Here is a 25,374-nt window from a genome sequence, read left to right on the forward strand (position 1 = left end):
TCACCCCACTTGGCGGGTCTCGGGCGCCAGCACCCACTCGCCCTTGCGCATCACGCCCCTCAGCGCGAAGTGCTCGTCCAGGACGACCAGGTCGGCGTCCTTGCCGGGGTCGAGGGAGCCGATGCGGTCGTACACGCCGAGGAGCTTGGCCGGGTTGGCGGAGATGGCGCGGACAATGTCCTCGACGGGCAGCTTGTCGACGGTCGCGGCGCGCTTGAACGCGCGGTCCAGGGTGAGCGTGGAGCCCGCGATGGAGCCCTGCCCGTCCTCGCTGACGAGCCGCGCCACGTTGTCCCTCACCTCGACCTCCAGCGGGCCGAGCATGTACCGGCCGTCGCCGAAGCCGGCCGCGTCCATCGCATCCGTGATCAGCGCGACCCGGTCGGCGCCCGCATGGTGGAAGGCCAGCTGGAACGCGGCCGGGTGCAGATGCGTGCCGTCGTCGATCAACTCCACGGTGACCCGCTCGTCCTCCAGGAGCGCGGCGATCGGGCCGGGTGCCCGGTGACCGAGGCCGGGCATCGCGTTGTAGAGGTGGGTGGCGACGGTCGCGCCCGCGTCGATCGCCGCGACGGTCTGCTCGTACGTACCGTCCGTGTGGCCCACCGCCGCGAGTACGCCGTGCTCCGCGAGGAGGCGTACGGAGTCGATGCCGCCGGACAGTTCGGGGGCCAGGGTCATCATGCGGGCCCGGCCGCGCGCGGCGTCGATCAGTTTCCGCACGTCGGCCGGGTCGGGGTCGCGGAGCAGGGCCTCACTGTGGGCGCCCTTGCGGCACGGGGAGATGAACGGGCCCTCGAAGTGGATGCCCGCGATCTCGCCCTGCTCGGCGAGGTCGGCGAGGAACCCGGCGCGCTGCGCGAGGAAGTCGAGCTCGCCGGTGACGGTGGAGGCGACGAGGGTGGTGGTGCCGTGCTCGCGGTGCGTGCGGACGCCCTTGAGGACGTCCTCCTCGGTGCCGGAGGTGAAGGACGCGCCGCCGCCGCCGTGGTTGTGCAGGTCCACGAAGCCCGGGACGACCCAGTGTCCGCTCAGGTCGACGGTGGCGTCGTCCTCGCGCGCGTGCCCGGCGATCCGGCCGTGCTCGTCGACGATGACCCGGCCGTCGGGGACGGTTCCGGTGGGCAGCACCACCCGGGCGCCGGTGAGTACCTTGCGTGCGGCCATCAGGTGGTTACCTCCGAGGACGTGGGGGATGCGGCGGACGGTTCGGCGCGGGTGGCCAGCAGGTCCCGGGCGAGCAGGCCCGCGCCCAGGCAGCCCGCGGTGTCCCCGAGGGCGGCGGGGACGACGGCGGGCGGGTGCTGGAACGTGACGCGCCGCTCGACGGCCGCCCGCAGCGGTGTGAACAAGGTTTCCCCCGCTTCGGCGAGTCCGCCACCGATGATGAGCGTGCGCGGGTCGAGCAGGGTGATCGCGGTGACGAGGCCGTCGGCGAGCGCGTCGATCGCGTCCTGCCATACGGCGAGGGCGCGGGCGTCCCCCGACTCGACGGCCTTCGCGCAGTCCGCCGCGTCCGCGTCCGGGTCGCCGCTCGCCTCGGCCCAGGCGCGGCTGACGGCGGCGGCGGAGGCGAGCCGCTCCAGGCAGCCGCGCTGGCCGCAGCCGCAGAGCGGGCCGCCGGGGCGGACGACGATGTGCCCGATCTCGCCCGCGCAGCCGTGCGCGCCCGGCTCGATCCGGCCGTCGATGCCGATCGCGCCGGCGATCCCGGTGCCGAGCGGCAGGAACAGGAACCGGTCGGCGCCCCGGCCGGCCCCGATCCGGCCCTCGGCGAGGCCGCCGGTGCGGACGTCGTGGCCGAGGGCGACGGGGACACCGAGGCGTTCGGCGAGCAGGTCGCGCAGCGGCAGGTCGCGCCAGCCGAGGTTGGCGGCGTAGACGGCGATGCCGCGCTCCGCGTCGACGATGCCGGGCACGGCGACCCCGGCCGCGGCGGCCGGTGCGCCGAAGCGCTCCTCGCCGTACGCGCGCAGCTCGGCGGCGAAGTCGAGGATCGACGCGACGACGGCCTCGGGGCCGCGCTCGCGGCCGGTGGCGCGGCGGGCCTCGTGCAGGGCGGCGCCGTCCGCGCCGATCAGGGCGGCCTTGATTCCGGTGCCGCCCACGTCCAGGGCGATGACGTGCCGTCCGGCCGGGGGTCCGGGGGTTGTCCCCCGGGGAGATGCAGTCACGCCGACAGTCTGGCCCGCGCCCCGCGATAGGTCTAGTCCACTTGCCCGCAAGAAAGTGAACGAGGGCTGGAACCTCGTGGTCCCCCGGCGGCGTTAGACCGGGTGACGGTAGCTTCGTCATCGACAGCTTCGTCCTCGTACGAAGCTCCTCGTACGAAGCCCGTAGCACCGCAGCACTCAGAGGGGAACTTCCATGGCTGTAAGCCTGTCCAAGGGCGGCAACGTCTCGCTCACCAAGGAGGCACCTGGCCTGACCGCCGTCACGGTGGGCCTCGGCTGGGACGTCCGCACCACCACCGGCACCGACTTCGACCTGGACGCCTCCGCGGTCGCGGTCAAGGCCGACGGCAAGGTCTTCACGGACGGCCACTTCGTCTTCTTCAACAACAAGCAGTCGCCGGACCAGACCATCGTCCACACCGGTGACAACCGCACCGGCGAGGGCGCGGGCGACGACGAGGCGATCAACGTCAACCTGGCGGGCCTCCCGGCCGAGGTCGACAAGATCGTCTTCCCGGTCTCGATCTACGACGCGGAGTCCCGCACGCAGAACTTCGGCCAGGTCCGGAACGCGTACATCCGCATCCTGAACCAGGCCGGCGGCTCCGAGATCGCCCGGTACGACCTCTCCGAGGACGCCGCCACCGAGACCGCCATGGTCTTCGGCGAGCTGTACCGCAACGGCGCGGAGTGGAAGTTCCGCGCGGTCGGCCAGGGCTACGCCTCGGGCCTCGCGGGCATCGCGCAGGACTTCGGCGTCAACATCTGACGCACCCGCGGCACGCACCTGCAGCGCACACCCGCAGCACGCACCCGCGGCACATACCTGCCGCACACACCTGCAGCGGGCACCCGCAGCGGGCGAAGGGCCCCGGGCGGACCACCGCCCGGGGCTCTCCCTTACCCCGAGAAGTGCGGGCGGCTAGCCTGCCCGCATGATCCTCGAACAGATCCCGGTCCTGGACGACGGCGCGCTGCCCGGTGCGGTCCTCACCGAAGTCACCGAACTGTACGCGTCCAACCGGGAGTTCTTCGCGCTCAGCGGCGACTTCCCCGACCCGGACCACATCACCGAGGAGCAGGTCGCCGCGGCCCTCGCGGACGAGCTGGCGGGGCCCACCACCGAGGTGCTGCTCGCCCGGTCCGAGGGGCGGCTCGTCGGCCTGGCGATCACGCTCGGGCAGCACCCGGACCCGGAGGACCCGGACCCGTGGATCGGGCTGCTCCTGGTGGACGCGGAGCGGCACCGCACCGGTGTCGGGCGGCAGCTGGTCCGGCTGATCGAGGACCGCTTCCGCACCGCGGGCCGCGAGGCCGTGCGCCTGGCGGTCCTGGAGAACAACGACCAGGCGGGCTGGTTCTGGACCAACCTCGACTACGAACTCATCGGGTACGCGAAGGATCTGGAGCGGCAGCGGCCGTGCGTGCTGATGCGCAAGGAGCTGAACCCGACGGCCAACACCCCCTCCGCGTAAGAGAGTTCACGGCCTGGCCGGCTTGCCCTCGCCGTACAGCCAGACGTCCCAGATCGCGCGCAGGGCCGCACGCTCGCCCCGGCCCGCCTGCTGCTCCACGTACGCCGTGAAGTCCCGGGTGCCGGCGTTGCCGTGGCGGTGGGTCCGCGTCCAGCCGCGCACGAGGGCGTGGAAGCGGTCGTCGCCCACGGCCTGCCGGATCTTGTGGAGCACCATCGCGCCCCGGTAGTAGACGGGGCTGCCGGAGATCGTGTCGGCGCCGCTCGGGCGCGCGGGCGGGTAGGCCCAGACCGCCTCGGCCTCCTCCGGGCCGCCGATCGACTCCGCCACGTACGCGCCCTCGCCCGCGTAGACCTGCTCGAACGTCTCCTGCGCGCTGCGGCCGCCCTTCTGCTCGGTCCACAGCCACTCCGCGTACGTGGCGAAGCCCTCGTTGAGCCAGATGTCCTGCCAGGTCTTCGGCGTCACGGAGTTGCCGAACCACTGGTGGGCCAGCTCATGCACGAGCAGCCGGGTGTCGGGGGCGCCGGGGAACACCGGCTTGGTCTGGGTCTCCAGGGCGTACCCGGCGGCGCCCTCCTCCTCGACGATCGCGCCGACCGAGGAGAACGGGTACGGCCCGAAGTTCGCCTCCCCCCACCTCACCACCTCCGGGATCTTCGCGAGCGTGTCCGCGCTGGACTCCACCTCGTCCGGCACCACCGCCGTACGCACCGGGAGCCCGCCCCTGCGGCTCACGCCCCGCACGACGGAGACCTCGGTCTCGTACGCGCCGATCGCGACGGTCGCCAGGTAACCGGCCATCGGCTCGCCGCTGTGCCAGCCGAAGGTGGTGACGTCGCCGTGCGTGCGGGTCTGCGTCAACTCCCCGTTGGAGTACGCCTGCAGGCCCTTCGGAACGGTGATCTCGATGTCGTACGCGGCCTTGTCGGAGGGGTGGTGGTTGCCGGGGAACCAGGTCGTCGAGCCGAGCGGTTCGCCGAGTGCGACGGCGCCGGTGCGGGTGGGCAGCCAGCCCTCCTCGGCGCCGTCCTCGTCGGTGATGGTGCGCGGCTCGCCGGAGTACCGGACGACGGTACGGAACGTCTCGCCGTCCCGCAGCTCGTCGCGGGGGCGCACGGTCAGCTCGCTGCGCTGCCGGTTGAAGCGGGCGGGGCCGCCCTCGACGGTGACCGAGGCGACGTCGAGGCCGCGCAGGTCGAGGTTGAAGGCGCTCAGGTCCTGGGTGGCGCGTGCGGTGATCACCGCTTCGCCGTCGAGCCGTCCGGAGTCCGGGTCGTAGTCGAGGGCGAGGCCGTAGTGCTCGACGTCGTACCCGCCGTTGCCCAGGTCGGCGAAGTACGGGTCCCGCAGCCCGGACCCGCCCGGCGTTCCCTGCACACCGGCCCCCGCACAGCCGGACAGCGTGAGCACCGTGGCGGTGACAGTGGCTGTTGCGGTGGCTGTGGCGCGGGGGGCGAGCTGACTTGGGCGCATCACATGGGGATCTTATGGGCGGTACGCGAAGGGGGCTCTTTGGCGCTCTTTGGCGCTCCTTGGTGCTCTTCGGGGCGGTTTGCGCGGATATGCGGGAGCGGCCGGACACCGAGGGGGCGTTCTGGGTGGTGTCCGGCCGCGGTCAGGGTGCGGTCAGGGTGCGGTCAGGCCCGCGGTTAGGGGTGCGGTCCGGGTTCGGGTCAGCGCTGCCGCGCCCCGGCCCGGATTCAGGTCCGGGTCAGCGGGACAGTGCCGCCGCGCCCGCCTTGGCGAACTTCTCGTCCAGGTCGCCGGACGGGGCGCCCGCGACGCCGATGCCCGCGATCGGGGCGCCCTTCGCGGTCACCGGGGTGCCGCCGCCGAGGAACAGGGTGCCCGGGATGTCCTTCAGGTTCGGGGCCTGCTCCAGGCGCTTGGCCAGCTCGGAGGTCGGCGCGTTCCAGGCGACGGCGGTGTACGCCTTCTTCTCGGCCGACTCGTACGACTGCGGGCCCGCACCGTCGCCGCGCAGGGTGACGACGGTGTTGCCGTTGCGGTCGACGACCGCGACGGTGATCCGCTGGTTCTCCTTCTCCGCGGCGTCGAGCGCGGCCTGCGCGGCCTTGGTGGCGGCGTCGATCGTCAGGTGCGTCGACTCGGTGGTGTTGTTCGCGGAGCTCGCAGAGTTCGCAGAGGCCGGGGCGGCGGCCACGGACTCGGCCGGGGCGGCGCTCGCGGAGACCGCGCCGAAGGTGCCCGCGCCGAGGGCGGCGACGGCGACGGCACCGGTGACGACACGGGTGCGCAGGGAGAGCTTCTTCATGGAGATTCCTCGTTCTCTGGCGGCGGCCCAGGGGCCTGCACGGGTGTGCAGGGGGCCTGCACGGCGTTGTGCAGGGGGCCTGCACGTGGAGGGGCGGGAGGTGATTTCCGATCGGTTCCCGCGGTGTCTTCGAGCGGTTGCCGCTCTGCATCCATCGTGGGCTCGCGGGCCGCCTCTCCCCGTCGGCGTACCGGCTCCGACCTGCGGGCGGGACGGTCGACAGAGGGGTCCGCCGATCGGTTGATGCGAGGGGGTCCTGCGTGAGTGACGATGGGCCCGTGGAAGAGCAGCAGCCCCAGGTGCACGGGGAGGGTCGGCAGGCACCGGCGCACGGGGACGGCCGACAGGCACCGCCGCACGGGGAGGACCAGCAGACCCTGGTGCACGGGGAGGACCAGCAGACCCTGGTGCACGGGGAGGCCGCGCGGGACAACCGGCGCCTCGCCGCCGTCATGCACGTGACGTTCTTCGTGCTCCTCATCTCCTCCCTCACCCGTTTCCTGCTGCGCCACCCCGACCACCCGGCCACCGCCTGGGTCATCACCTGCGCGGGCGCGCTCGCCACGCTGTACGTACTGGGCCCGGTCCTCGGGCCCGTCTCCCAGGTCTCGGCGGGACCGCGCGCCCCCGGCGGCGCCACCACCTCCCACAAGCTGTGGCTGGCCGCCGTCATGGGGATCTGGCTGACGCTGGTGGTCCTCGCGCCGAGCTTCGGCTGGTGCGCGGTGCCGCTCTTCTACACCGGCCTGCGCACGCTGCGCACCGGCGCCGCGATCTTCCTCGTCACGCTGATCACGGTCTTCATCGTGGCAGCGCAGTGGCAGCTGCGCGTCCACTCCGGCTTCGACCCGAACCTGCTGTTCGCGCCGCCCGCCGTGGCCGCCGTCGCGACCGCCATGTTCGTGCACTCGCAGCGGCAGGCCACGCGGCTGCAGAGCGTCATCGCCGACCTGGTGCGCACCCGCCGCGAACTCGCCGCGACCGAACGCCGCGAGGGCACCCTCGCCGAGCGCCAGCGGCTCTCCATGGAGATCCACGACACCCTCGCCCAGGGCCTGTCCAGCCAGCAGATGCTGCTCCAGGCCGCCGACCGGGTCTGGGACACCGACCCCGCCACCGCCCACGCGCACGTCCGCACCGCCGAGTCCTTCGCCGAGCGCAACCTCGCCGAGGCCCGCCGCTTCGTGCACGACCTGGCGCCCGCCGACCTGGCGGGCGGGGTCAGCCTCGAACGGGCCCTGTACGCGCTCGCCGAGCGGGAGTCACGGGCCGGGCTCGACGTGCGCTGCCGGATCGAGGGCGGGCCCGCGCCGCTGCCGGACCGGGTGCAGTCGGCGCTGCTGCGCATCGCCCAGGGCGCCCTCGCCAACGTCACCGAGCACGCCGCCGCCCGTACCGCCGTCCTCACCCTCGTCTACTTCGACGACCAGGTCGTCCTCGACGTCGCCGACGACGGCCGCGGCTTCGACCCGGCGGACCGGGGCGCGCCGTCCGGGGTGCGCGGCCACGGCCTTCCGGCGATCCGCGCGCGCGTCGGCCAGCTCGGCGGCACCCTCACCGTCGAGTCCGCCCCCGGCGACGGCACGGTGCTGTCCGCCGCGATCCCCCTGGAGTCCCGCTGATGACCGCTCCCCCGCCCGGTTCTCCCGTACGGGTACTGCTCTGCGACGACCACGCCGTCGTACGGGCCGGACTGCTCGCCCTGCTCGGCAGCGCGCCGGACATCGAGGTCGCCGGGGAGGCGGGCACCGGCGAGGAGGCGGTCGCGCTCGCCGCGAAGCTGAGCCCGGACGTGGTGCTCATGGACCTCCAGCTGGGCGCGGGCATGGACGGCGTGGAGGCCACCCGCCGGATCGCGCCGACCGGCGTACGGGTCCTCGTCCTCACCACGTACGACACCGACGCGGACATCACCCGCGCCATCGAGGCGGGCGCGACCGGCTACCTCCTGAAGGCCGAGCGGCCGGAGGAACTCTTCGCGGCGATCCACGCGGCGGCGGAGGGCCGTACGACGCTCTCGCCGCCCGTCGCCAGCCGCGTCATGGCCCGGATGCGCAGCCCGCAGCCGACGCTCACCGGCCGCGAACTCGACATCCTCGGCCAGCTCGCCCACGGCCTCGGCAACCGCGACATCGCCAAGGCGCTGTTCATCAGCGAGGCCACCGTGAAGACCCATCTCGGCCGGATCTACGACAAGTTGGGCGTGGACACGCGGGCGGGGGCGGTGGCGGTGGCGAAGGAGCGGCGGCTGCTGCCGTGAGGGGTGCGCGTTCGTACGTGTACCAGCCATGCGCGTTCGTACGTGTACGAGCCATGCGCGTTCGTACGCGTACAGCTCGTACGTGAGCGGGCCGTACCTGAACGCATGACACCATCGCCTACGTGCTCGACATCGGCTACGCCCTCTCCAACCGCTTCCCCGACCCGCCCCAGACCGACTACCGGCGGGCGGACGTGCGGGCGCTGCGGCACGACCTGTTCTGCGGGGACGTGTACCTCGCCGACACCAAGGCCGACCGCGAGCTGTCCACCGCCTGGGGATGGGTGCCGGTGCTCGACTTCGCGTGGGCGCTGTGCGACATCGTCGAGCTGCTGGACCGGGACCCGCTGGGCAGCCGCGCCTCCCGGCCGCAGTACGCCGACCTCGACTTCACCGAGTCCAGCGACCGGATGCTGTTCGAGCGGCGGTTCGGGTGGGTGGACGTCGAGGGGGAGTGGATGCCGGGCGGCGAGCCTCCGCTGACCTTCGCCCACGCCGAGCTGCGGCGGGAGGCGCGGGACTTTCTGCATGACCTGATCGCGGATCTGGTCGACCTGCACGAGGAGCTTGGGGAGAACCCGGCGATCTGGGACTTGCAGGCCCGCTTCCCGCGCGTCTGAGCTCTCCCCACCCCGCTCGCGGGGCGGGGCGGGGAACGTTCAGTCCTCGACCCGCACCCCCAGCGCCGCCGCGAACACCGGTGCCAGATCCAGGAGTTGTGCCGTACCGATCACCGCCCCCGCGAGGGCCTCCGCGCCACGGGCGAGATCGAGTCGGGCCACGCGGCGCAGGTCCACGTCCTGCAACCGCACCCCCGTGAGATCCGCACCCTCCAGCGTGCACCCCTCGAACGACACCCGCTCCAGGCTCGCCCCGCCGAAGTCCGGCTCGGACAGCACGACTCCCTCGAAGACCACGTCCCGCAACTTCGCCCGCCGCAGGTTGAGACAGTCGACCTTGCCGCCCCTGACCACCACCCGCTGCAGAACCGCCCCGTGCAACTGCGTCCCGCCGAGGCGGGCGTCGACCAGCTCCACGTCCCGCAGCGAGGCCCCCGCGAGATCCGTGCCGACACCCCGCACCCCGGTGAGCCGCGTGTCGATGAACCGGGCGTTGCGCAGCACCGTCTCGTCGAGCGCGCAGCCCTCCAGGGAGCAGTCCAGGAACCGCGCCCCGGCGGCCTCGCCGTACGAGAGGTCCGTGCCCTCGAACAGCAGCCCGTCGTAGTCCCCGTCCGGCGTCAACTCGCCTGATCCGTACGGTCTCAGGGGCGGTAGGCGCAGTTCGGGGCGGCGGGCGGGTTTCACGGAAGGCTGCTCGTTCCGTCGTTCGCTTGGCATGCCGTCCATCCTGCTCGACGCCACTGACAATCCACCGCGCGTCCCCAGGATCCGGGTGTCGCAGCGGCCAGGCCGCAAGGGTTGACCTCAAGTCCGCTTGAGGCCGGAGGCTGGAGCCGCCCGCGACGACCCGTACCACCCGAGGAGTTCACCGTGCGCGCCATCCGTCTTCACGCCTTCGGGCCGGCCGAGAACCTCGTACTCGAAGAAGTGGCGGACCCCGAACCGGGCCCCGGGCAGCTGCGCATCGCCGTCGAGGCGGCCGGGGTGCATCTGCTGGACACCGCGATCCGCTCCGGCGTGCCGGGCCCGCTGCCCGAGCTGCCGGCGCTGCCGACCGTGCCGGGCCGGGAGGTCGCGGGCATCGTCGACGCGGTCGGCCCCGGCACCGACCCGGCCTGGCTCGGCCGCCGCGCCGTCACCCACCTCGGCTTCGCGCCGGGCGGGTACGCCGAGCTGACCGTCGTCGACGCGGACCGGCCGCACGAGATCCCCGCCGGCCTCGACGCGGCCGCGGCCGTCGCCATGATCGGCACGGGTCGTACGGTCATGGGGATCGTGCAGTTCACGGACCTGGACGCGGACTCGGTGGTGCTCGTCCCGGCCGCCGCAGGGGGCATCGGCACGCTGCTCGTGCAGTACGCGAAGAACGCCGGGGCGACGGTCGTCGGCCTCGCGGGCGGGCCGGAGAAGGTGGCCCTGGTCGAGGCGGACGGCGCCGACCTCGCCGTCGACTACCGGCAGCCGGACTGGCCCGGCAAGGTCCGCGCGCACCTCGGCGGACGCGGGGCCACGGTCGTCTTCGACGGGGTCGGCGGGGCGGCCGGACGCGCGGCGGTCGAACTCCTCGGCCGGGACGGCACGCACGTCGTGTTCGGCTGGTCCTCGCAGGGCCTGACCGGGGCCGACGAGCACCGGCTCGACGCGACGGAGCTGGCGCGGCGCGGACTCACGACGGCCGAGGTGCTCGGCCCGCCGATGCTGGCGCGGGCGGGCGGCGAGCGGCCGATCCGCGCCCTGGAACTCCGCGCCCTCGCGGAGGCCGCGGCGGGACGGCTGCGTCCGCGCGTGCAGCGGTTTCCCTTGGCCGAGGCAGCGTCGGCCCACGCGGCGCTTGAGGGGCGGGGGACGGTGGGCAAGGTAGTCCTTGAACCCTAGGTTTTCCCCGCCCCGCCCCGGCGCCCCTGTCGGGCGGCGCCGCACTCAACAGGCGCAGCCCTCCCCCGCTGAGGCGCACCGGTCCGGGACCGGGTTCTTCGGGGACACGTCAGATGAGGTGGTCGAACTCACCCGCCTTGACTCCGAGCACGAACGCGCGAAGCTTTTCACTGGACGTGGCGACAGTTCTGTCGGGTTCGTCACTTTCCCGTATGAGAATGCCGCGGTCCGCGACGGCGAGTTCAATGCACTGCCCACCCTCTCCGCCTTCGGAGTAAGAGGACTTCTGCCAGTTTATCGATTCAGCCGTCATGGCTCTCACAGCTCCTTCGCGATGGATCGAATCACTTTTCTCGACTCGGTCGGATTCAACGTCGCACTCCGAGTGGCGTCGAGCACGGCCCGATACTTTCCGAGCTGGGCACCCGCGTCCAGGAATACGCCGTCAAAGGCGTTGTCCACCTGGACCGTATCCAACTGCGAAACGACGGCTCCCGCATACGTAAGCGGCTGGAGTGCGGACGTCATCCCTGCCGCGGCAAACGGGATGACGCGAAGCGTAATTGCGGGATGGGTAGCGACTTCCGTGAGGAACCCCAACTGCCTGCGCATCACATCGCGAGTGCCATAGCAAATGCGCAATGCCGCCTCGTGCAGCAAGACCTCGAAATCGGGCGGGTCCGGCCTCTCGAAGATTTCGCGCCGTTTCATGCGGTGGGCCACAGCCGCGTCGATTTCCGCAGCCGGACGCTTGGTGACGGCACCGGCAAAAATCGCCTGCGCGTATTCCTCGGTCTGCAGGAGTCCGGGCACGATGAGGGGCTGGATCGAGCGCAAATAGACGGCATGGTGCTCCAGTTCCGCCAAATCGAGCGAGCGCGCCGGCAGTATGTTCCGGAATTCGACCCACCAGCCTTTCGAGCGGTCGTCCGCCATGGCAGCCAGAGCGTTCACGTAGGCGTCATCACTCGCGGAGTAATGCGCGGCCAGATGCCGGACCCGCTCCCCGCTCACGCCGTACCGGCCGGATTCGATGTGGCTGACCTGCGGACGCTCCCACCCCAAGGACGCGGCAGCTTCGGCACTCGACATACCGGAGGCTTCGCGGAGCTTGCGCAACTCGGCGCCCAGCCGCGCCTGTCGGGCCGTCGGCTGGCCTCTTGGCGGCATCCCGGTCCCTTCCTGTTGTTGTGACGGCTTGCCGTCCCAACTGTGCCCCTTCGCGACCGGCCCGGGCAATCACGTACGTCCCGCCACCAAGCGCATACGTCCCACTGTTGCGCCGTCCCACTGTTGTGCCCTACGTTCGATCGAGCAGCACGCGGGGCCGCCGGTAAGCGACCAAGTGCACTCGTACGCCTGCCCGTTGAGCTCACGGACAGGACCACGGGCCAAGCCAGGCACGGCAACCGCGCAAGCGAGAGGAGCAACACCGCAAGCACGAGCATCACCTGACGCTACGGAAGGGGCACCAAACGATGACCAGCACACACCCCAACGGAGAATTCCGGCTCACCCAGGGCGACACCGTGCACGACACCCGCAGCAACCGGTTCGGGATCGTCACCCACGACCCCGAACCCGGCGCGTGGGTCTGCCTCGGGCACCCGGACGACCCCGCCGACGTCTACCGGCGCTGGCACGCCCTCTACGGCGACATCCAGCCGACCGACTCCCATGAGGAGCCCGCGTGAACCACGACCACATCCACGTCACCCGCACCGGCCACGGACCGCGGGCCGCCGTACGCCTCCACGTCGACGACGACGGCCGGACGGCACCTCACGAAATCGACGCCCACCAGGCACGCCACCTGACCTTCCGGCTCGCTCAGGCGACCGGGCTCACCGCGTACGGGCCCGCCGCACTCGCCGAGGCCGCCGGATGAGCGCCGTTCTCCTCATCGGACTCCTCCTCTGCGCGAGCCTCGGATGCGCCGGCCTCGCCGTCCCCGCTCCCGCCGGGCTCGCCACGTCGGCGTGGCGGCACCGGTGGCGCCGTCACAGGGCCGGCCGGGCACACGGGCGGCCCCGTCCCTGTCCCCGGTCCCAGGGACGCCACCGTAAGGAGGACCGGACACTCAAAGCCGTCTGGGCCGCCGGGCACGTGATCGTGGCCGCCCTACTCGTACGGCTCATGACCGGCGAGGCCCGCTGAACCCGCTGTCGCCACAGCTGACGAACAGCGCGAGAGCGAACAAGCACAGGGTCGCCAGCCAAGCGGTGACGCTCCCGGCGGAGTACAGCGGCAGCGCCCACCAGGTGTGCGTGGTGGATCCGCCGGGCTGGTAGGCGCGACCGGCGACCAGAGAGGCGACGAGGAGGGCCATTCCGGTGGCGGCTGCCGTCGCCTCGTTGGCCACGCGGCGCACCAGGAGGGCGAGTGAGACAAGGAGGACCAGGTTCCGCGCGATGTCCATCCCGATCAGCGCTCCGCTGCCGAGTGCGAACGCCGAGGTGATCGCGATGGCCGCTCGGTCCAGGCGGCGGACGGGCACCACGGCTGTGCGTTCCGGTTCCGGGAGCCGGCGGTCCATGCAGTACATGACGGCGATGACAGCGAGGATGGGCGCAAAGTAGTCGAGGCGGGCACCCGTCATGCCACCGACCAGGCTCGGTACGGGAACCTCGCTCGCCCCCACGGCAAGGCAGACGAACACGATCAGGGCCAGGGTGGGCGCGACCACCCACCATCGGCGTACCGTCATCGCGTAGGCGATCACGGGGCCACCTCGACGCAGTGCTCCTGGCTCGCGGCCTTCCGCTCGAACCACTCTGCCTGTTCTTCGGCGGGCAGTCGGCGGATCTGCTGCAGCGCCGACCAGTCGGCCGGCGAGACCGCTTGCTGCACGGACCGGGCATCCGCTCCGATGACGAGCGTGGCCCACGCCGCTGCCACGGAACCGGGCTGCCGGCAGTCACGTACACCGGCGTTGGCCGCCGTACCCGCTACAGCCGCTTCGGCGAGGTCGGTCTTGTACTGATCCTGGCCGGACGGGCCGTCGAGAGCGGGGAGCGACCACTGCAGAGGCCAGGTTCCCGCCCTGGGCGGTGTCTCGGGAGAGCTGATCCGCAGCTCCTGAGGCGCGGGGACACCTGCCGCCTTCAGGCGGTTGAGTGGTTCCCCCGCCTCCTTCCGCAACTGCTCGGCGTACGGCTGGTACTCCGGTGGCACGCACACCCTGGGGTCCTGCCCTGTGCAGGACATCGCGACGACGCGGGGGTGAGTGGGGACCCGGTACCCCCAGTCGGTTACGGCGAGACAGCCGGCCGTGAGAGTCGCCGCGGCGACGGCGGCGGCGAGCGTGGACTTGAGGCCGCGGCGGTTCGCGCCGGTCATCAGCCAGGCTGCGGCGGCGAGACCGGCGACGACTCCCCAGGGGACGAGGTAGACAGCGGCGTCGCGGATGTCGGTGACGCTGGAGCCGCCGTCGATGAAGCCGCCGAGGTGCCGCAGGGAGGGGTTGGACATGGCGTGGGGCATGGCGAGCCAGCCCCAGCAGCCGATCGCCACCACCGGAGCCGCGACACTGCGGGGAACGGCTCCGCCGACGAACCAGCCGATGACCGCCCATCCCAGGGGCAGGACGACGAGGTGGGCCACAGCGAACCATCCGGCGCCGCCGGGCCAGACACCGGTCGCATGGCGAGCGAGCACGAGCGCGGCGACCGCGAGCACGAGGTAGAGGAGCAGCGCGGGAGCGGCGGCTCGCAGGAACCGCACGAGAGGGGAGCGCGTGCTGGTGCTCCGTACCGGACCTATGAGCCGGTAGCGGCCTGCTTCCCACGCCGTTGCCGCGGCGGCTGCCGGAGCGATGACAGCCATGGCGAAAGCGGCCGTCTCGCCGGACTCCACGCCGTAGTGGGAGGGGACGGAGTAGGTGATGTCCCCGAGGTACAGGCTGATGTAGAACACGGCGGGCAGGACGATCCAGGGCGCCGCCGAAGAGCGCAGGTTGGCCCAGGTGAGGTTCATTCGGCCGCTCCCAAGAGCACCGAGTAGGCGCTTTCGAGCCGGCGGCCCGGGGCGCAGTCCGGTGCGGCATGGCCGGCGAACTCTTCGACGGTCCCCTGGAATCGGGAACGGCCCGAAGCCAGAACGATCACGCTGTCGAAGGTCTGGTCCAGGTCTCCGATGTCGTGTGTGGAGACGATGGCGTGGACCGTGCCGCGCAGGGAGGCCAGCAGATCGAGGAATCGGCGGCGCTGGTGGGGGTCGAGGCCGACGGTGGGTTCGTCGAGGAGAAGAACCTCGGCCTCATGGACGAGGGCCTGAGCGATGGCGATGCGCTGCCGCTGCCCACCGGAGAGGGTCTTGATCTTGCTGTTGAGCTTGTCGGTCAGGCCGACGCGCTCGATGGCGTCCGGCGCGGCCTTCCCGGCGTCACGTTCCCGCATGCCCTTGAGCCAGCCCACGTACGCCACATGTTCTCTGCAGGTCATCCCGGGGAGGAATCCGGGATTCTGCGGCAGCCAGGACGCCTTGTGCCGGTACCGCTGCGCATGCCGGTGCCGGCTCAGGTCGAGGTCCCCGTAGAGCACCCGGCCTTCCTGAGGTGTGGAGGCACTGGCGCCCAGCGTCAGCAGGGTGCTCTTCCCCGGACAGGGCGTGACCTGGCGGTGTAGCGGAAGGTGCAGTCCTGGTAATGCAGGGGCATGGGGGGTCCTTGTCGGTGCGGACGACGGAGGAGCGTATTCACGAAACCGTTTCAAGATCCACAGAGATCAGACCTTCGGTCACTGAATGGCCGGAACACGACCCCAGCCCGCCCGGTCCCGCCGCACGGCGCGCACACCGCACTCGACAAGCGCAACCCACCCCCACCGTGCTGTCCTGGAAAGCATGAGCTCCCCCGGAGACGACCCCATACGCTCCGCGAGCCCCGACCCCGGCCCCGGTCCCAATCCCGGCCCCAATCCCGGCCCCGGCCCCAGTCCCGCGCCCGCGGCGCCGGACCCCCGGCGCTGGTGGGGGCTCGTCGTCATCGCGCTCGCCCAGCTGATGGTCATTCTCGACGCGACCATCGTGAACATCGCCCTGCCCTCCGCCCAGCGCGACCTCGGCATGTCCGACGGGAACCGGCAGTGGGTGATCACCGCGTACACCCTCGCCTTCGGCGGGCTGCTGCTGCTCGGCGGGCGGGTCGCCGACCTCGTCGGGCGGAAGCGGACGTTCATCATCGGCCTGGTCGGCTTCGCCGCGGCCTCCGCGCTCGGCGGCGCCGCCGGCGGGTCCGGCATGCTGTTCGGCGCCCGCGCCCTGCAGGGCGTCTTCGCCGCCGTCCTCGCGCCGTCCGCGCTGTCCCTGCTGACCACGACGTTCGCCGACCCTAAGGAGCGCGGCAAGGCCTTCGGGATCTTCGGGGCGATCGCCGGCGGCGGCTCCGCGATCGGGCTGCTCGCGGGCGGCCTGCTCACCGAGTACCTGGACTGGCGCTGGTGCCTGTACGTCAACGTCCCCATCGCCCTCGTCGCCCTGCTCGGCGCCTTCGCCGTGCTGCACGACCACCGCCCCGGCCACACCGCGCGGCTCGACGTACCGGGTGTGCTGCTCGGCTGCGGCGGGCTCGTCGCGCTCGTGTACGGGTTCAGCGAGGCGCAGCCGCGGGGCTGGACCGACGCGCTGGTCCTCGGCCTGTTCGCCGGGGCGGCGGTACTGCTGGCCGGGTTCGTGTGGTGGCAGACCAGGGCGCCGAGCCCCCTCCTCCCCCTGCACGTCATCAAGGACCGCAACCGCGCCGGCTGCTTCCTCACCATGGCGCTCGCGACCATCGGACTGTTCGCGCTGTTCCTGTTCCTGACGTACTACCTGCAAGGCGTGCTGCGGTATTCGCCGGTCAAGACGGGCCTGGCGTTCCTGCCGATGACGGCCGCGATCATCACCGGCTCCACGCAGATCTCGGCCCGCCTGCTGCACCACGTGCCGCCGCGCGCCCTGATCGTCCCCGGCATGCTGCTCGCCGCGCTCGGCATGGTGCTGCTGACCGGCCTGACCGCCGACGGCGAGTACGCCACCCACGTCCTGCCCGGCATGCTCCTCACCGGGCTCGGCATGGGCCTGACGTTCATGCCGGTGTTCGCCACCGCCACGTCGGGCGTCGCGCCGCAGGACGCCGGGGTGACGTCGGCGACCGTCAACACCTCGCAGCAGGTGGGCGGCTCCATCGGCACGGCCCTCCTCAACACCGTCGCCACCACCTCCACCACGGCGTACGTCACCGCCCACCTGCGCGACCCCGCCGAGCGCGCCCGGATCACCGCCGAAGGCGTGGTGCACGGCTACACCGTGGCCATCTGGTGGGCCGTCGGGATCATGCTGCTCGCCGGGCTGGTGGCGGGCCTGCTGGTGACATCGCGGGCACCCCGGCACCTCGTACCGCCCGGCGAGGACGCGGCGGCCGAAAATGCCGATGCCCGTACGGCGCACGGGAACTAGTGTCCGGAATATGGCTAGCCGTTCCATCCCCTGCACCCCCGTCCTGAAGTTCCGGGAACTTCCGGAGAGCGAGCTCGACCGCGCCCTGGACCTCGCCTACCTCGCGTTCCACGAGAAACCCGGGGCCGAGCTGCGCGCCCACCACAGGGAGCTCCTTCGCGGCTGCGTCCGCGTCGGCGCGTACGACGGGGACGCGCTGGTCGCCACCGTCTCCGCGTTCCCCTTCACGCTGTCCGTGCCGGGCGGCGAGCTCCCCTGCCCCGGCGTGACGTTCGCCTGCGTCGCGCCCACTCACCGCAGGCGCGGCGCCCTGACCGGGATGCTCGCCGAACTGTTCGCGCGCTGCGCCGCCCAGGACTGGCCGATCGCCGCGCTCTGGGCGTCGGAGGCGGTGATCTACGGCCGTTTCGGCTTCGGCGAGGGCACCCGCGGGTTCACCGTGGAGATCGACTCCACGCGCCCGCTGGCCCTGCGCATCGCCCCCGACGACCGCCCGCTGCGCCTGCTCTCCCCCGCCGACGCCCCCGCCCAGCTCGCCGCCCTCTACGACCGCACCCGCGCCGACCGCCCAGGCCGGATCGCCCGCACGCGCGCGTGGTGGACGGACGAGTGGATGAACCAGAAGGACGAGGAGGACTCGGCGTACTCGCCCCCGCGCGTCGTCGCCCTCGGCGAACCGCTCGCCGGGTACGCGATCTACCGCACGAAGCGGGACCACGACGCCCCCGGCCTCGTCCGCGTCGACGACCTGGAGGCCGAGTCCCCTGCGGTCGCCGCCGCGCTCTGGCAGTACGTGACCTCCATCGACCTCACGGCCAAGGTCCGCGCGTGGGGCCGCCCGGTGGACGACCCGCTGCTCCTCTTCGCCGCCGACCGCGACCAGGTCCGCGTCACCGCCGGGTTCCCGGCCCTGTGGCTCCGCCTCCTCGACGTCCGCACGGCGCTGCTCCGCCGGTCGTACGCGGCCCCGGTCGACGTCGTCCTGGACGTCCACGACGCCCACCTTCCCGCCAACTCGGGCCCGCACCACCTCACTTCGGGCCCGGCCGGCACGTCGTACGAGCCGACGCACGACCCGGCGGACATCTCTCTCGCGGTACGGGACCTGGCGGCCTGCTACCTCGGCGGGACGACCCCGACGGCTCTGGTCCGGGCGGGCCTGGCGACAGAGCATGCGCCGGGGGCGGCGGCGGCCCTGGAGGCGGCCCTGCGGACGGAGTGGTCACCGCACACGGTGGACGGGTTCTGAGCGGAGACCTCACGCGCCACTTGAGCCGTCCAGTCCCATGAGGACCGAGTACGCGGACTCGGCGCGGCGAGCCGGGGCGGCGTCGGGCCGTGCATGGTCGAGGAAACTCCGGGTTCCGCCGTGGTGGAGAACCCGGCCGCCGTCCATGAGGGTGACCGTCTCGGCCTCGTCGGCCAGATCGGAGATGTCGTGGGTCGACATCAGCACCGGGGTCTTCGCCGTGACCTGCCGCAGCACGTCACGGAAGACGGTGCGCTGGTGCGGGTCGAGCCCCGCGGTCGGCTCGTCCAGCAGGATGACGCGCGCCTCGTGGGCCAGGGCGCAGGCGATACCGACACGGCGAAGCTGCCCGCCGGAGAGCCTGGCCGTCTTGTCCCCCTGCTGCTCGCCGAGGCCGACCTGCTCAAGGGCCGTTCCGGCGCGCTCCCAGGCGTCGGAGCGGTTCTCCCCCTTCAGCCACGCCACGTAGGCCACGTACTCACGGGCCGTCAACTGCCGTGAGCTCGGCACCTTTTGCGGCAGCCAGGCCACATGCCGACGGTATTCGCGCCTGGTGGAGGCGAGGCTCGAACCGCTGAGCAGCACCTTTCCCGCCGTCGGCGCGACCGTCCCGGCGAGGAGGGCCATCGTGGTGGACTTTCCCGCCCCGTTGGGGCCGAGCAGGATCGTCAGCCCTTGGCCGGGAACCTCGTAGGACAAGCGGGACAGGACGGGGCGGCTCCAGCGGCGGTACCTGAAGGTGACACGGTCGAGCAGCAGGGTCATCGGACGGTCCTTGATGCGAAACATGCGGAACGTGCGGAACGCAGGAAACGTAGGAAACGTAGGAAACGTAGGAAGCATGCGGAACGTGCGGAACATGCGGAACAGATGAGGGAAAGAACCCCGGCCAGGAAGACGGCGGCCGCACCCGCAGCGGCAGGCACGACACCGGGTTCCTCGGTGACGATCACCCAGGGATACGGATCATTGCGCGCCCGCCCGCCGAGGAACATGGCCTGCGCCATCCAGAAAGCGGGGAGCAGTGTCGCGCGGTGCCCGAGCAACGGCCAGGCGCCCAGGGCGAATCCGCAGAACAGCAGGTTGTTCCGCGCGGCCGTCCACAATTCGTCCGGCCCGAACAGCGCCATCGTCGCCGCCACCCCTGTGGCCAGCAGCGCGAATCCGGTCACGAGCACGACATCCCGCGCGTCAAGGCGCCGGACCGCGGACCGTTCCACCGAAGGCATGCGCCGCTCAAGGCAGACGACGAGGGCGATGCTGGGGATGAGGCAGAGGAAATTGCTGAGCTGTGTCGCCATCGAGTAGTCCCCGAGAAACGCGGGGAAAACGAGGACCACATGCAGAGTGAGTACGACGCTCAGCGCGAAGGCGAGCAAGGCCCCCGGCAGCAGTCCGAGAGCGCCCCGCTGACGCAACCACCAGATCACCGTCGCTCACCTGCCCGGTGCCCGGCAGGCCTGCCGAAGCCGCTCGGAATACCAGGCGCGCTGCTCGCCCGGGGAGAGTTCGTCCACTCTCCCCATCTCGGCAAGAAGCTCCCGCTTCGTCTGCCCCTGGCTGAAACCGTCGGTCTCACGGGAAAGCCAGGCGACATAGTCCTTCTCCACTCCGATCGTGCGGGCGACCCAGAGGGTGTTGTAGTGCAGCGTGTTCCAGTCCGGTTCCGCGCAAGGCGTTCCGACCACGGAAATGGCGACGTCCTCGCGCAGCACCGTGTCCGCATTCCCGGGGATCAGGCCGAGCGTCCATTGTTCTTTTCCGGCGCCGGTCGATCGGACGTCACCGTCAGCCACCCTGCGATCGGTGATACGGCCGGGAATCCGGGCAATGAGCCCCTTGTCCTCCAACTTCCCGGTCATTTCGGCGAGTTTTCGCTGAATCTCCTGGAGGTGCTCGGAGGCCGCCTCCGGCAGACAGACTTCCGGCGCCTGGCCCGCACACGTGACCGGCGCCAGCCCCTTGCCGGCCGGCGGCCTCGAAGACCAGTCCTGGGCGATCCCGTACGCCCCGACCAGCCCACCCACCGCGAGCACGAGAGCCGCGGAGACCGCGCGGATCCGGTCGCGCAGCGGAGCCGCCAGTACGACGCACGCCAGGGCCAGGCACACCGTCGGCAGGACCACGGCCAGGGTCATGGCCGGCGAATACGTCTCGCCGAATCCCACCCCGTTGATGGACCCGCTGACATGGTGCGCCCAGTAATGGTCCGTCCCCAACGGGAAGCTGATGCCGATGAAGACGACGACGGCCAGAGCGGGCGCGGCGTAGAGCGCATGGAACCGGTACCCGACGACGAACCCGATCACCGCATGCGCGGTGAGCAGGACGAGGACGATCCCCATCGTCTGCAGCACGTACCGGTCGGGAGCGGCCCCCACCACCCACAGCCCACCCGCCGCGACCCCCGCGACCAGCAGCGACAGGGCCAGCACGGAGACGGCGATCGGCTGGACCGCGACCCGCCACGTGGCCCGCGCGGCCCCCAAGTCCCAGACGCCGAGCGCCCGAAGCCGCGTCGCCTCGACCGCGGTCAGCCCGGCCGCGGCCGCGGCGGCCATCGGGACCGGGGCGTGAACCGCGTACGTCACGGCCTGCGCCGGCCAGGGCACGGGGATGAGCTGGTCGAGGTGCCGGGTGGTCGTGAGAAATACGTACGTGAAGAAGAGGCCCACCACGGGGAAGGCCAGCACCGCGGAATGCGTGCGAAGGGCAGTGGAGATGCGCATGACGCCTCGTATGGGGAAGTAATCCGGGCCGCCGCACCTTCAGCGCGACGGCCCATCGGATCAGTCAGCCTCAGTCAGCCTTGGTCTCTGCCGGGCCCGCTCAGGTCCCCAGCTCCACCAGCGCCTCATCCGTGAGCCGATACACCGGCCACTCCGACTGCGCCCGCGCGCCCAGGGACTCGTAGAACTTGATGCTCGGCTCGTTCCAGTCCAGGACCGCCCACTCCAGGCGCTGGTAGCCGCGAGCCGCGCAGATGCGGGCCAGTTCGGCCATCAGGGCCTTGCCGTGGCCGGCGCCGCGGGCCTCGGGGCGTACGTACAGGTCTTCCATGTAGATGCCGTGGACGCCGCGCCACGTGGAGAAGGTCAGGAACCACAGGGTGTAGCCCACGACGCGGCCCGACTCGTCCTCCGCGATGTGCGCGTACGCCGCCGGGCGTTCGCCGAAGAGGGCCGTGTGGAGGTGGGCCTCCGTGGCACGGACCTCGTGCAGGGCCTTCTCGTACTCGGCGAGCTCGCGGATCATCGCCAGGATCGCGGGGACGTCTTCGGGGGTCGCTGTGCGGATCATGCGGGCAGGTTAACCGGGCGGTGGTCGGCCGTCAGAGGCGCTTCTCGCGTACGAGATCGGCGATCGCGAGCCGGACCGGGTCCAGCTCGTCCTCCATGTCCTCCACGTCCTCCACGTTCTCGACCTTCTCGACGTTCCTAGGAAGCCACCCCCTTGACACGTCGGGTACGTTCCCGCCCATGAACGCGCCCGCGCCCCGCACCCCCGAAGGCCACACCCTCAACGGCCACGTCTCCCACTGGTTCCACGACCACGGCCTGCCCGCGCCCCGCGAACCCCTCACCGGGGACGCCACGGCCGACGTGTGCATCGTGGGCGGCGGCTACACCGGGCTCTGGACCGCGTACTACCTCAAGAAGGCCGCGCCGTTCCTGCGGATCACCGTCCTGGAGCAGAAGTTCTGCGGCTACGGCGCCTCCGGGCGCAACGGCGGCTGGCTCTACAACGGCATCGCGGGCCGCGACAGGTACGCGAAGCTGCACGGCCGGGATGCCGCCGTACGGCTCCAGGAGGCCATGAACGACACCGTCGCGGAGGTTGTCCGGGTTGCCGAGGAGGAGTCCATCGACGCGGACGTGCACCGCGGCGGCGTCCTCGAAGTCGCCTACACGCCCGCCCAGTTGACCCGGCTGCGCGCCTTCCACGAGGACGAGGTGGCGTACGGCGACCGCGACCGCACGCTGCTCGGCGCCCGCGAGACCGCCGAGCGGATACGGGTCTCCGGCGCCGTCGGCTCCACCTGGACGCCGCACGGGGCGCGCCTGCACCCGGCGAAGCTGGTCACCGGGCTCGCGGCGGCCGTCGACGCGCTCGGCGTGAGCATCCACGAGTCGACGCCCGTCACCGAGATCAAGCCCAAGCACGCGATCACCCCGTACGGCACGGTCCGTGCCCCGTACGTGCTGCGCTGCACCGAGGGGTTCACGGCCGCGCTGAAGGGGCTGCGGCGCGAGTGGCTGCCGATGAACTCCTCGATGATCGTGACCGAGCCGATCCCCGCCGAGCTGTGGGACACCATCGGCTGGGAGGGCCGCGAAACCCTGGGCGACATGGCGCACGCCTACATGTACGCGCAGCGCACCGCGGACGACCGGATCGCGCTCGGCGGCCGCGGCGTCCCGTACCGCTACGGGTCGCGTACGGACAACGACGGCCGTACGCAGGCGGCGACCGTGGACGCGCTGCGGTCGCTCCTGGTCCGGTTCTTTCCGGCGTTGGCCCGTACCCGGATCGACCACGCCTGGTCCGGCGTCCTCGGCGTCCCGCGCGACTGGTGCGCCACGGTCACCCTGGACCGGTCGACAGGGCTCGGCTGGGCGGGCGGGTACGTGGGGTCGGGCGTCGCCACGGCGAACCTCGCGGGGCGTACGCTGCGGGATCTGGTGCGACAGGACTCGGGGCAGGGCGGGGCGACCGAGCTCACCTCGCTGCCGTGGGCCGGGCACAAGGTCCGCAAGTGGGAGCCGGAGCCGTTGCGGTGGCTGGGCGTGCAGTCCCTGTACGCGGCGTACCGCACGGCGGACCGGCGGGAGTCCACGTTGCACTGCCCGTCGACGGACCGGGTGGCGGGCTGGGCGGACCGGATCTCGGGCCGGGGCTGACTTTTTCGCTGACCGCCCGTTCTCGAACTGGGGGCCGGTCCCCCGACCCCCGCTCCTCAAACGCCGGAGGGGCTGTTTTGCAGGAGCGCGGGACTGTGAACATTTGCCGCTCTCGCGTAGTGCCCGGCTGAACCTGCTGGGGGCGATCAATACGGGTTGAGGCGAGGGATGTTGGGACACACTCACCGCATGGACATGGGCCGAGCTCGCCCCAAGGATCAGGGCCGCGAATCGCGCTGGGAGAAGGACGCGATGACGGTCGAGATCGCCTTCGCGCTCGTCGGTGGGGGCGTCCTCGCTCTCCTGGTGTTCGCGGGGACGGCGGCCCTGACCGACATGAACGAGGTCGGCGTGGTCCTGGGTGCCGTTGCGGGGGTGTGGCGCGTGGTGTGCGTACTGCGCAGGTTCGATCGGGGGAAGGGGCTTGGGCGGTGAGGGCTGCCGTCGGGCCGCCTCGTCCCGCTCAGTACTCAGCGCTCAGTGCCCTGCCACCCGGGGGAGGCTGGGGCGGAAGGGCGCGTCGTCCCGGACGAAACCCGCGAGGACCGGGTCGTCGACCCGAAGGCGGGTTCGACATGGGACGACAGTCTAGGAGCGTCATCGCGTGCGGCTCGAAGGGCGACGTCAACTGCCGCTTCCGGTAACGGCGTTGCCCCCGCCCCTCCAACGGTCGAATGCCGCGCCCGCCACGGTGACCTTCTGCGCGCAGTGCGAGTTGCCCGGGGAAAACGACCAGGAGCCGCCATGCGCACCCTTGCCCGAGCCGCCGCCCTGCCCGCCGCCGTCACCGTCGCGTTGCTCACCCTCGCCCCGAACGCCACCGCCACTACCGCCTCCGTCACCTCCGCCACCACCGCCCCCGCGAGCCCCGCGCTCGTGCGGGCCGCCGACCGGATCATGGCGTTGCCCGTCGAGCGGTTCGTGACCGTGGAGCACGTGGCGCCGTTCGACTGGTCGACGGACGGGTGCTCCGTCCCGGGTGAGGCGGTGCCGTACAAGAAACTGTTCACGCCCGCCTGCACCCAGCACGACTTCGGTTACCGCAACTACGGCTCGCGGGCCGGCACGCTCGCGCTCGACCCGACGCCCGCCCGCAAGGCTGCGATCGACGCGCGGTTCCTGGAGGAGATGCGCCGCATCTGCGACCGGGAACGGCCCGGGCCGATCCGGCACACCGCCTGTTACGGCGCGGCCCGTACGTACTACGACGCGGTGCGGATCGCTGGGGACCCGGCCTTCTACGCCTGACCGTCACTCACGCTTTCGTAAGGCGGACGCCGTTCGCGTCGCAGGGGAGCGTGTCGAGGGCGCGGTGGGCGCGGTAGTCGCGGGTCGCCTGGCGTTCCGTCTCGGCGATGGCGGTCGGCTCGACTGCGGTCACGCCGCCGAAGGGCCGGTCCACGTCTCGGATGATGCACAGGGTCGCCGTGAGCAGGCCCGTGACCACCACCAGCGAGAGGATCTGCGCGCGGTTGTTGCGGCGCGGCAGGCAGAAGCCGAGGGCGATCACGGTCACGGTCAGGGTGATCAGGAGGAACCACAGGATGCTGCTCGGGATGCTGGGCGTGGACTGGGTCTGCCGCTCCTCCCGCTCCTGAGAGCGCTCGTTGTCCGCGGCGACCAGCATGCCGAAGACCGGCTCGCCCTCCAGTTCGCGGAAGGTCTTGCGGAGGTCGGTGGACCACACGCTGGGTGCGGCCGAGTCCTCGCCGTCCGCCATCGCCGGCCATTCCTGGGTGCGTACGGCGCGTGCGTAGCAGACGGAGTCGGCCTGGATGCGGGCCTTCGTCCCGTCGGGCGCGTACTCCGCGATCTCGACGATCTTGTCGAGCGCCCGCGCCTCCCCGCGCGCCGCGACCTCCGCCTTCCCGTGCGAGCCCGAGGCCGTGACCAGGACGAACGCGAGCAGCAGCACCGTCAGGGTGAGCAGCGGACCGACCAGGTCCTTCACCGCCATGCCTTCGTCGTCGTCGGAGACGAGCCGTGGCCGCAGATAGCGGTTGGCGGCGAGACCGGCGAGGAGGGCAAGCACGGCGATGACGATGACGAGGACCACGGGCGGCCGCCTTCGGGAGTCGGGAGGTACGGGAACGGGACGGGAACG

Annotated in this window: 29 protein-coding genes; 13 read left to right on the top strand and 16 right to left on the bottom strand. The window is 71.7% G+C overall.

The features are described from left to right. Nucleotides 1-1,167, bottom strand: a complete 1,167-nt coding sequence (nagA, locus tag QIS99_RS18695) for an N-acetylglucosamine-6-phosphate deacetylase (protein ID WP_282514674.1) — start codon at nucleotides 1,165-1,167, stop codon at nucleotides 1-3. Further along, a complete protein-coding gene (locus QIS99_RS18700; RefSeq protein WP_349017307.1) occupies nucleotides 1,167-2,174 on the bottom strand; it encodes an ROK family protein in 1,008 nt (335 codons plus the stop codon). Before QIS99_RS18700 ends, nagA begins: the two co-directional genes overlap by 1 nt. A gap of 193 nt (nucleotides 2,175-2,367) precedes the next feature. Between QIS99_RS18700 and QIS99_RS18705 the strand changes: the two genes are divergently transcribed. Together QIS99_RS18705 and QIS99_RS18710 are read left to right on the top strand one after the other, a co-directional pair. Continuing rightward, a complete protein-coding gene (locus tag QIS99_RS18705; RefSeq protein WP_282514675.1) occupies nucleotides 2,368-2,943 on the top strand; it encodes a TerD family protein in 576 nt (191 codons plus the stop codon). 166 nt (nucleotides 2,944-3,109) lie between these two features. Further along, a complete protein-coding gene (locus QIS99_RS18710) occupies nucleotides 3,110-3,649 on the top strand; it encodes a GNAT family N-acetyltransferase (protein WP_282514676.1) in 540 nt (179 codons plus the stop codon). Between the two features lie 6 nt (nucleotides 3,650-3,655). Here the strand turns inward: QIS99_RS18710 and QIS99_RS18715 are convergent, their stop codons facing one another. Beyond that, a complete protein-coding gene (locus QIS99_RS18715; RefSeq protein ID WP_282514755.1) occupies nucleotides 3,656-5,125 on the bottom strand; it encodes a M1 family metallopeptidase in 1,470 nt (489 codons plus the stop codon). 238 nt (nucleotides 5,126-5,363) lie between these two features. Continuing rightward, entirely contained in the window at nucleotides 5,364-5,927 is a 564-nt protein-coding gene (locus QIS99_RS18720) for a GlcG/HbpS family heme-binding protein (RefSeq protein WP_282514677.1), read from the bottom strand. 452 nt (nucleotides 5,928-6,379) lie between these two features. On the opposite strand from QIS99_RS18720, the gene QIS99_RS18725 reads away from it, so the two are divergent. From QIS99_RS18725 to QIS99_RS18735, 3 genes are all read left to right on the top strand, one after another. Then, entirely contained in the window at nucleotides 6,380-7,549 is a 1,170-nt protein-coding gene (locus QIS99_RS18725; RefSeq protein ID WP_282514756.1) for a sensor histidine kinase, read from the top strand. Beyond that, complete coding sequence (locus tag QIS99_RS18730; protein WP_282514678.1) at nucleotides 7,549-8,187, top strand: response regulator; 639 nt, start codon at nucleotides 7,549-7,551, stop codon at nucleotides 8,185-8,187. The genes QIS99_RS18725 and QIS99_RS18730 overlap by 1 nt, the downstream gene beginning before the upstream one ends. 122 nt (nucleotides 8,188-8,309) lie before the next feature. Next, entirely contained in the window at nucleotides 8,310-8,807 is a 498-nt protein-coding gene (locus QIS99_RS18735) for a hypothetical protein (RefSeq protein WP_282514679.1), read from the top strand. Nucleotides 8,808-8,846: 39 nt separating this feature from the next. On the opposite strand, the gene QIS99_RS18740 is transcribed toward QIS99_RS18735, so the two are convergent. Next, nucleotides 8,847-9,536, bottom strand: a complete 690-nt coding sequence (locus QIS99_RS18740) for a pentapeptide repeat-containing protein (protein ID WP_408909584.1) — start codon at nucleotides 9,534-9,536, stop codon at nucleotides 8,847-8,849. 144 nt (nucleotides 9,537-9,680) lie between these two features. Between QIS99_RS18740 and QIS99_RS18745 the strand changes: the two genes are divergently transcribed. Continuing rightward, nucleotides 9,681-10,685: a zinc-binding dehydrogenase gene (locus QIS99_RS18745; RefSeq protein WP_282514681.1), complete on the top strand. Its 1,005-nt coding sequence runs from the start codon at nucleotides 9,681-9,683 to the stop codon at nucleotides 10,683-10,685. A gap of 109 nt (nucleotides 10,686-10,794) precedes the next feature. Here the strand turns inward: QIS99_RS18745 and QIS99_RS18750 are convergent, their stop codons facing one another. Then, nucleotides 10,795-10,998 carry a DUF397 domain-containing protein gene (locus QIS99_RS18750; RefSeq protein ID WP_282514682.1) on the bottom strand — a complete coding sequence of 68 codons (204 nt, stop codon included), beginning with the start codon at nucleotides 10,996-10,998 and terminating at the stop codon, nucleotides 10,795-10,797. Between the two features lie 5 nt (nucleotides 10,999-11,003). Further along, entirely contained in the window at nucleotides 11,004-11,855 is an 852-nt protein-coding gene (locus tag QIS99_RS18755) for a helix-turn-helix domain-containing protein (protein WP_282514683.1), read from the bottom strand. A gap of 308 nt (nucleotides 11,856-12,163) precedes the next feature. On the opposite strand from QIS99_RS18755, the gene QIS99_RS18760 reads away from it, so the two are divergent. Both QIS99_RS18760 and QIS99_RS18765 read left to right on the top strand, forming a co-directional pair. Continuing rightward, nucleotides 12,164-12,379: a hypothetical protein gene (locus tag QIS99_RS18760; RefSeq protein ID WP_282514684.1), complete on the top strand. Its 216-nt coding sequence runs from the start codon at nucleotides 12,164-12,166 to the stop codon at nucleotides 12,377-12,379. After that, the gene (locus QIS99_RS18765; protein WP_282514685.1) at nucleotides 12,376-12,573 is read left to right on the top strand and encodes a hypothetical protein; all 198 of its coding nucleotides are present in this window, start codon (nucleotides 12,376-12,378) and stop codon (nucleotides 12,571-12,573) included. Before QIS99_RS18760 ends, QIS99_RS18765 begins: the two co-directional genes overlap by 4 nt. Before the next feature lie 246 nt (nucleotides 12,574-12,819). Here the strand turns inward: QIS99_RS18765 and QIS99_RS18770 are convergent, their stop codons facing one another. The 3 genes from QIS99_RS18770 to QIS99_RS18780 are packed head-to-tail and all read right to left on the bottom strand — an operon-like array spanning nucleotide 12,820 to nucleotide 15,226. Continuing rightward, the gene (locus QIS99_RS18770; RefSeq protein ID WP_282514686.1) at nucleotides 12,820-13,407 is read right to left on the bottom strand and encodes a hypothetical protein; all 588 of its coding nucleotides are present in this window, start codon (nucleotides 13,405-13,407) and stop codon (nucleotides 12,820-12,822) included. Then, nucleotides 13,404-14,660: a DUF7224 domain-containing protein gene (locus tag QIS99_RS18775; RefSeq protein ID WP_282514687.1), complete on the bottom strand. Its 1,257-nt coding sequence runs from the start codon at nucleotides 14,658-14,660 to the stop codon at nucleotides 13,404-13,406. Before QIS99_RS18775 ends, QIS99_RS18770 begins: the two co-directional genes overlap by 4 nt. Next, entirely contained in the window at nucleotides 14,657-15,226 is a 570-nt protein-coding gene (locus QIS99_RS18780; RefSeq protein WP_408909585.1) for an ATP-binding cassette domain-containing protein, read from the bottom strand. Before QIS99_RS18780 ends, QIS99_RS18775 begins: the two co-directional genes overlap by 4 nt. A 301-nt stretch (nucleotides 15,227-15,527) precedes the next feature. On the opposite strand from QIS99_RS18780, the gene QIS99_RS18785 reads away from it, so the two are divergent. Both QIS99_RS18785 and QIS99_RS18790 read left to right on the top strand, forming a co-directional pair. Then, nucleotides 15,528-17,120 carry an MFS transporter gene (locus QIS99_RS18785; RefSeq protein ID WP_282514689.1) on the top strand — a complete coding sequence of 531 codons (1,593 nt, stop codon included), beginning with the start codon at nucleotides 15,528-15,530 and terminating at the stop codon, nucleotides 17,118-17,120. A gap of 10 nt (nucleotides 17,121-17,130) precedes the next feature. Next, entirely contained in the window at nucleotides 17,131-18,369 is a 1,239-nt protein-coding gene (locus QIS99_RS18790; protein ID WP_282514690.1) for a GNAT family N-acetyltransferase, read from the top strand. 9 nt (nucleotides 18,370-18,378) lie between these two features. Here QIS99_RS18790 and QIS99_RS18795 read toward each other — a convergent pair whose 3' ends face one another. The 5 genes from QIS99_RS18795 to QIS99_RS18815 all read right to left on the bottom strand — a co-directional run bounded on the left by QIS99_RS18795 (nucleotide 18,379) and on the right by QIS99_RS18815 (nucleotide 21,829). Beyond that, nucleotides 18,379-19,134, bottom strand: coding sequence for an ATP-binding cassette domain-containing protein (locus QIS99_RS18795; protein WP_282514691.1), 756 nt, complete (start codon nucleotides 19,132-19,134; stop codon nucleotides 18,379-18,381). Beyond that, entirely contained in the window at nucleotides 19,131-19,799 is a 669-nt protein-coding gene (locus QIS99_RS18800) for a hypothetical protein (protein WP_282514692.1), read from the bottom strand. Before QIS99_RS18800 ends, QIS99_RS18795 begins: the two co-directional genes overlap by 4 nt. Nucleotides 19,800-19,805: 6 nt before the next feature. Next, nucleotides 19,806-21,098 carry a DUF7224 domain-containing protein gene (locus QIS99_RS18805; protein WP_282514693.1) on the bottom strand — a complete coding sequence of 431 codons (1,293 nt, stop codon included), beginning with the start codon at nucleotides 21,096-21,098 and terminating at the stop codon, nucleotides 19,806-19,808. A 100-nt stretch (nucleotides 21,099-21,198) separates the two neighbouring features. Next, complete coding sequence (locus QIS99_RS18810; RefSeq protein ID WP_282514694.1) at nucleotides 21,199-21,669, bottom strand: GNAT family N-acetyltransferase; 471 nt, start codon at nucleotides 21,667-21,669, stop codon at nucleotides 21,199-21,201. 31 nt (nucleotides 21,670-21,700) lie between these two features. Further along, nucleotides 21,701-21,829 (bottom strand): hypothetical protein, encoded by a 129-nt coding sequence (locus QIS99_RS18815; RefSeq protein ID WP_282514695.1) that lies wholly within the window; start codon nucleotides 21,827-21,829, stop codon nucleotides 21,701-21,703. Nucleotides 21,830-21,848: 19 nt separating this feature from the next. On the opposite strand from QIS99_RS18815, the gene QIS99_RS18820 reads away from it, so the two are divergent. The 3 genes from QIS99_RS18820 (at nucleotide 21,849) to QIS99_RS18830 (ending at nucleotide 24,518) form a co-directional block, all read left to right on the top strand. Beyond that, the gene (locus tag QIS99_RS18820) at nucleotides 21,849-23,270 is read left to right on the top strand and encodes an NAD(P)/FAD-dependent oxidoreductase (RefSeq protein WP_282514696.1); all 1,422 of its coding nucleotides are present in this window, start codon (nucleotides 21,849-21,851) and stop codon (nucleotides 23,268-23,270) included. A gap of 189 nt (nucleotides 23,271-23,459) precedes the next feature. Continuing rightward, nucleotides 23,460-23,705, top strand: coding sequence for a DUF6332 family protein (locus QIS99_RS18825; protein ID WP_349017308.1), 246 nt, complete (start codon nucleotides 23,460-23,462; stop codon nucleotides 23,703-23,705). Between the two features lie 309 nt (nucleotides 23,706-24,014). Beyond that, the gene (locus tag QIS99_RS18830) at nucleotides 24,015-24,518 is read left to right on the top strand and encodes a phospholipase A2 (RefSeq protein ID WP_282514697.1); all 504 of its coding nucleotides are present in this window, start codon (nucleotides 24,015-24,017) and stop codon (nucleotides 24,516-24,518) included. Between the two features lie 7 nt (nucleotides 24,519-24,525). On the opposite strand, the gene QIS99_RS18835 is transcribed toward QIS99_RS18830, so the two are convergent. Further along, complete coding sequence (locus QIS99_RS18835) at nucleotides 24,526-25,326, bottom strand: bestrophin-like domain (RefSeq protein ID WP_282514698.1); 801 nt, start codon at nucleotides 25,324-25,326, stop codon at nucleotides 24,526-24,528. Nucleotides 25,327-25,374: the final 48 nt, after the last annotated feature.

Origin of the sequence: Streptomyces solicavernae (assembly GCF_029968095.1) — a bacterium.
GTDB classification, from domain to species: domain Bacteria; phylum Actinomycetota; class Actinomycetes; order Streptomycetales; family Streptomycetaceae; genus Streptomyces; species Streptomyces solicavernae.

What these genes read in the sequence shown, in the direction of transcription:
- QIS99_RS18740 (WP_408909584.1), bottom strand. Translation starts at nt 9,536, where the DNA reads ATGGACGGCATGCCAAGCGAACGACGGAACGAGCAGCCTTCCGTGAAA.
- QIS99_RS18810 (WP_282514694.1), bottom strand. Translation starts at nt 21,669, where the DNA reads ATGATCCGCACAGCGACCCCCGAAGACGTCCCCGCGATCCTGGCGATG.
- QIS99_RS18805 (WP_282514693.1), bottom strand. Translation starts at nt 21,098, where the DNA reads ATGCGCATCTCCACTGCCCTTCGCACGCATTCCGCGGTGCTGGCCTTC.
- QIS99_RS18750 (WP_282514682.1), bottom strand. Translation starts at nt 10,998, where the DNA reads ATGACGGCTGAATCGATAAACTGGCAGAAGTCCTCTTACTCCGAAGGC.
- QIS99_RS18755 (WP_282514683.1), bottom strand. Translation starts at nt 11,855, where the DNA reads ATGCCGCCAAGAGGCCAGCCGACGGCCCGACAGGCGCGGCTGGGCGCC.
- QIS99_RS18825 (WP_349017308.1), top strand. Translation starts at nt 23,460, where the DNA reads ATGGACATGGGCCGAGCTCGCCCCAAGGATCAGGGCCGCGAATCGCGC.
- QIS99_RS18720 (WP_282514677.1), bottom strand. Translation starts at nt 5,927, where the DNA reads ATGAAGAAGCTCTCCCTGCGCACCCGTGTCGTCACCGGTGCCGTCGCC.
- QIS99_RS18715 (WP_282514755.1), bottom strand. Translation starts at nt 5,125, where the DNA reads ATGCGCCCAAGTCAGCTCGCCCCCCGCGCCACAGCCACCGCAACAGCC.
- QIS99_RS18830 (WP_282514697.1), top strand. Translation starts at nt 24,015, where the DNA reads ATGCGCACCCTTGCCCGAGCCGCCGCCCTGCCCGCCGCCGTCACCGTC.
- QIS99_RS18820 (WP_282514696.1), top strand. Translation starts at nt 21,849, where the DNA reads ATGAACGCGCCCGCGCCCCGCACCCCCGAAGGCCACACCCTCAACGGC.
- nagA (WP_282514674.1), bottom strand. Translation starts at nt 1,167, where the DNA reads ATGGCCGCACGCAAGGTACTCACCGGCGCCCGGGTGGTGCTGCCCACC.
- QIS99_RS18730 (WP_282514678.1), top strand. Translation starts at nt 7,549, where the DNA reads ATGACCGCTCCCCCGCCCGGTTCTCCCGTACGGGTACTGCTCTGCGAC.
- QIS99_RS18785 (WP_282514689.1), top strand. Translation starts at nt 15,528, where the DNA reads ATGAGCTCCCCCGGAGACGACCCCATACGCTCCGCGAGCCCCGACCCC.
- QIS99_RS18760 (WP_282514684.1), top strand. Translation starts at nt 12,164, where the DNA reads ATGACCAGCACACACCCCAACGGAGAATTCCGGCTCACCCAGGGCGAC.
- QIS99_RS18775 (WP_282514687.1), bottom strand. Translation starts at nt 14,660, where the DNA reads ATGAACCTCACCTGGGCCAACCTGCGCTCTTCGGCGGCGCCCTGGATC.
- QIS99_RS18795 (WP_282514691.1), bottom strand. Translation starts at nt 19,134, where the DNA reads ATGACCCTGCTGCTCGACCGTGTCACCTTCAGGTACCGCCGCTGGAGC.
- QIS99_RS18705 (WP_282514675.1), top strand. Translation starts at nt 2,368, where the DNA reads ATGGCTGTAAGCCTGTCCAAGGGCGGCAACGTCTCGCTCACCAAGGAG.
- QIS99_RS18725 (WP_282514756.1), top strand. Translation starts at nt 6,380, where the DNA reads ATGCACGTGACGTTCTTCGTGCTCCTCATCTCCTCCCTCACCCGTTTC.
- QIS99_RS18790 (WP_282514690.1), top strand. Translation starts at nt 17,131, where the DNA reads ATGGCTAGCCGTTCCATCCCCTGCACCCCCGTCCTGAAGTTCCGGGAA.
- QIS99_RS18710 (WP_282514676.1), top strand. Translation starts at nt 3,110, where the DNA reads ATGATCCTCGAACAGATCCCGGTCCTGGACGACGGCGCGCTGCCCGGT.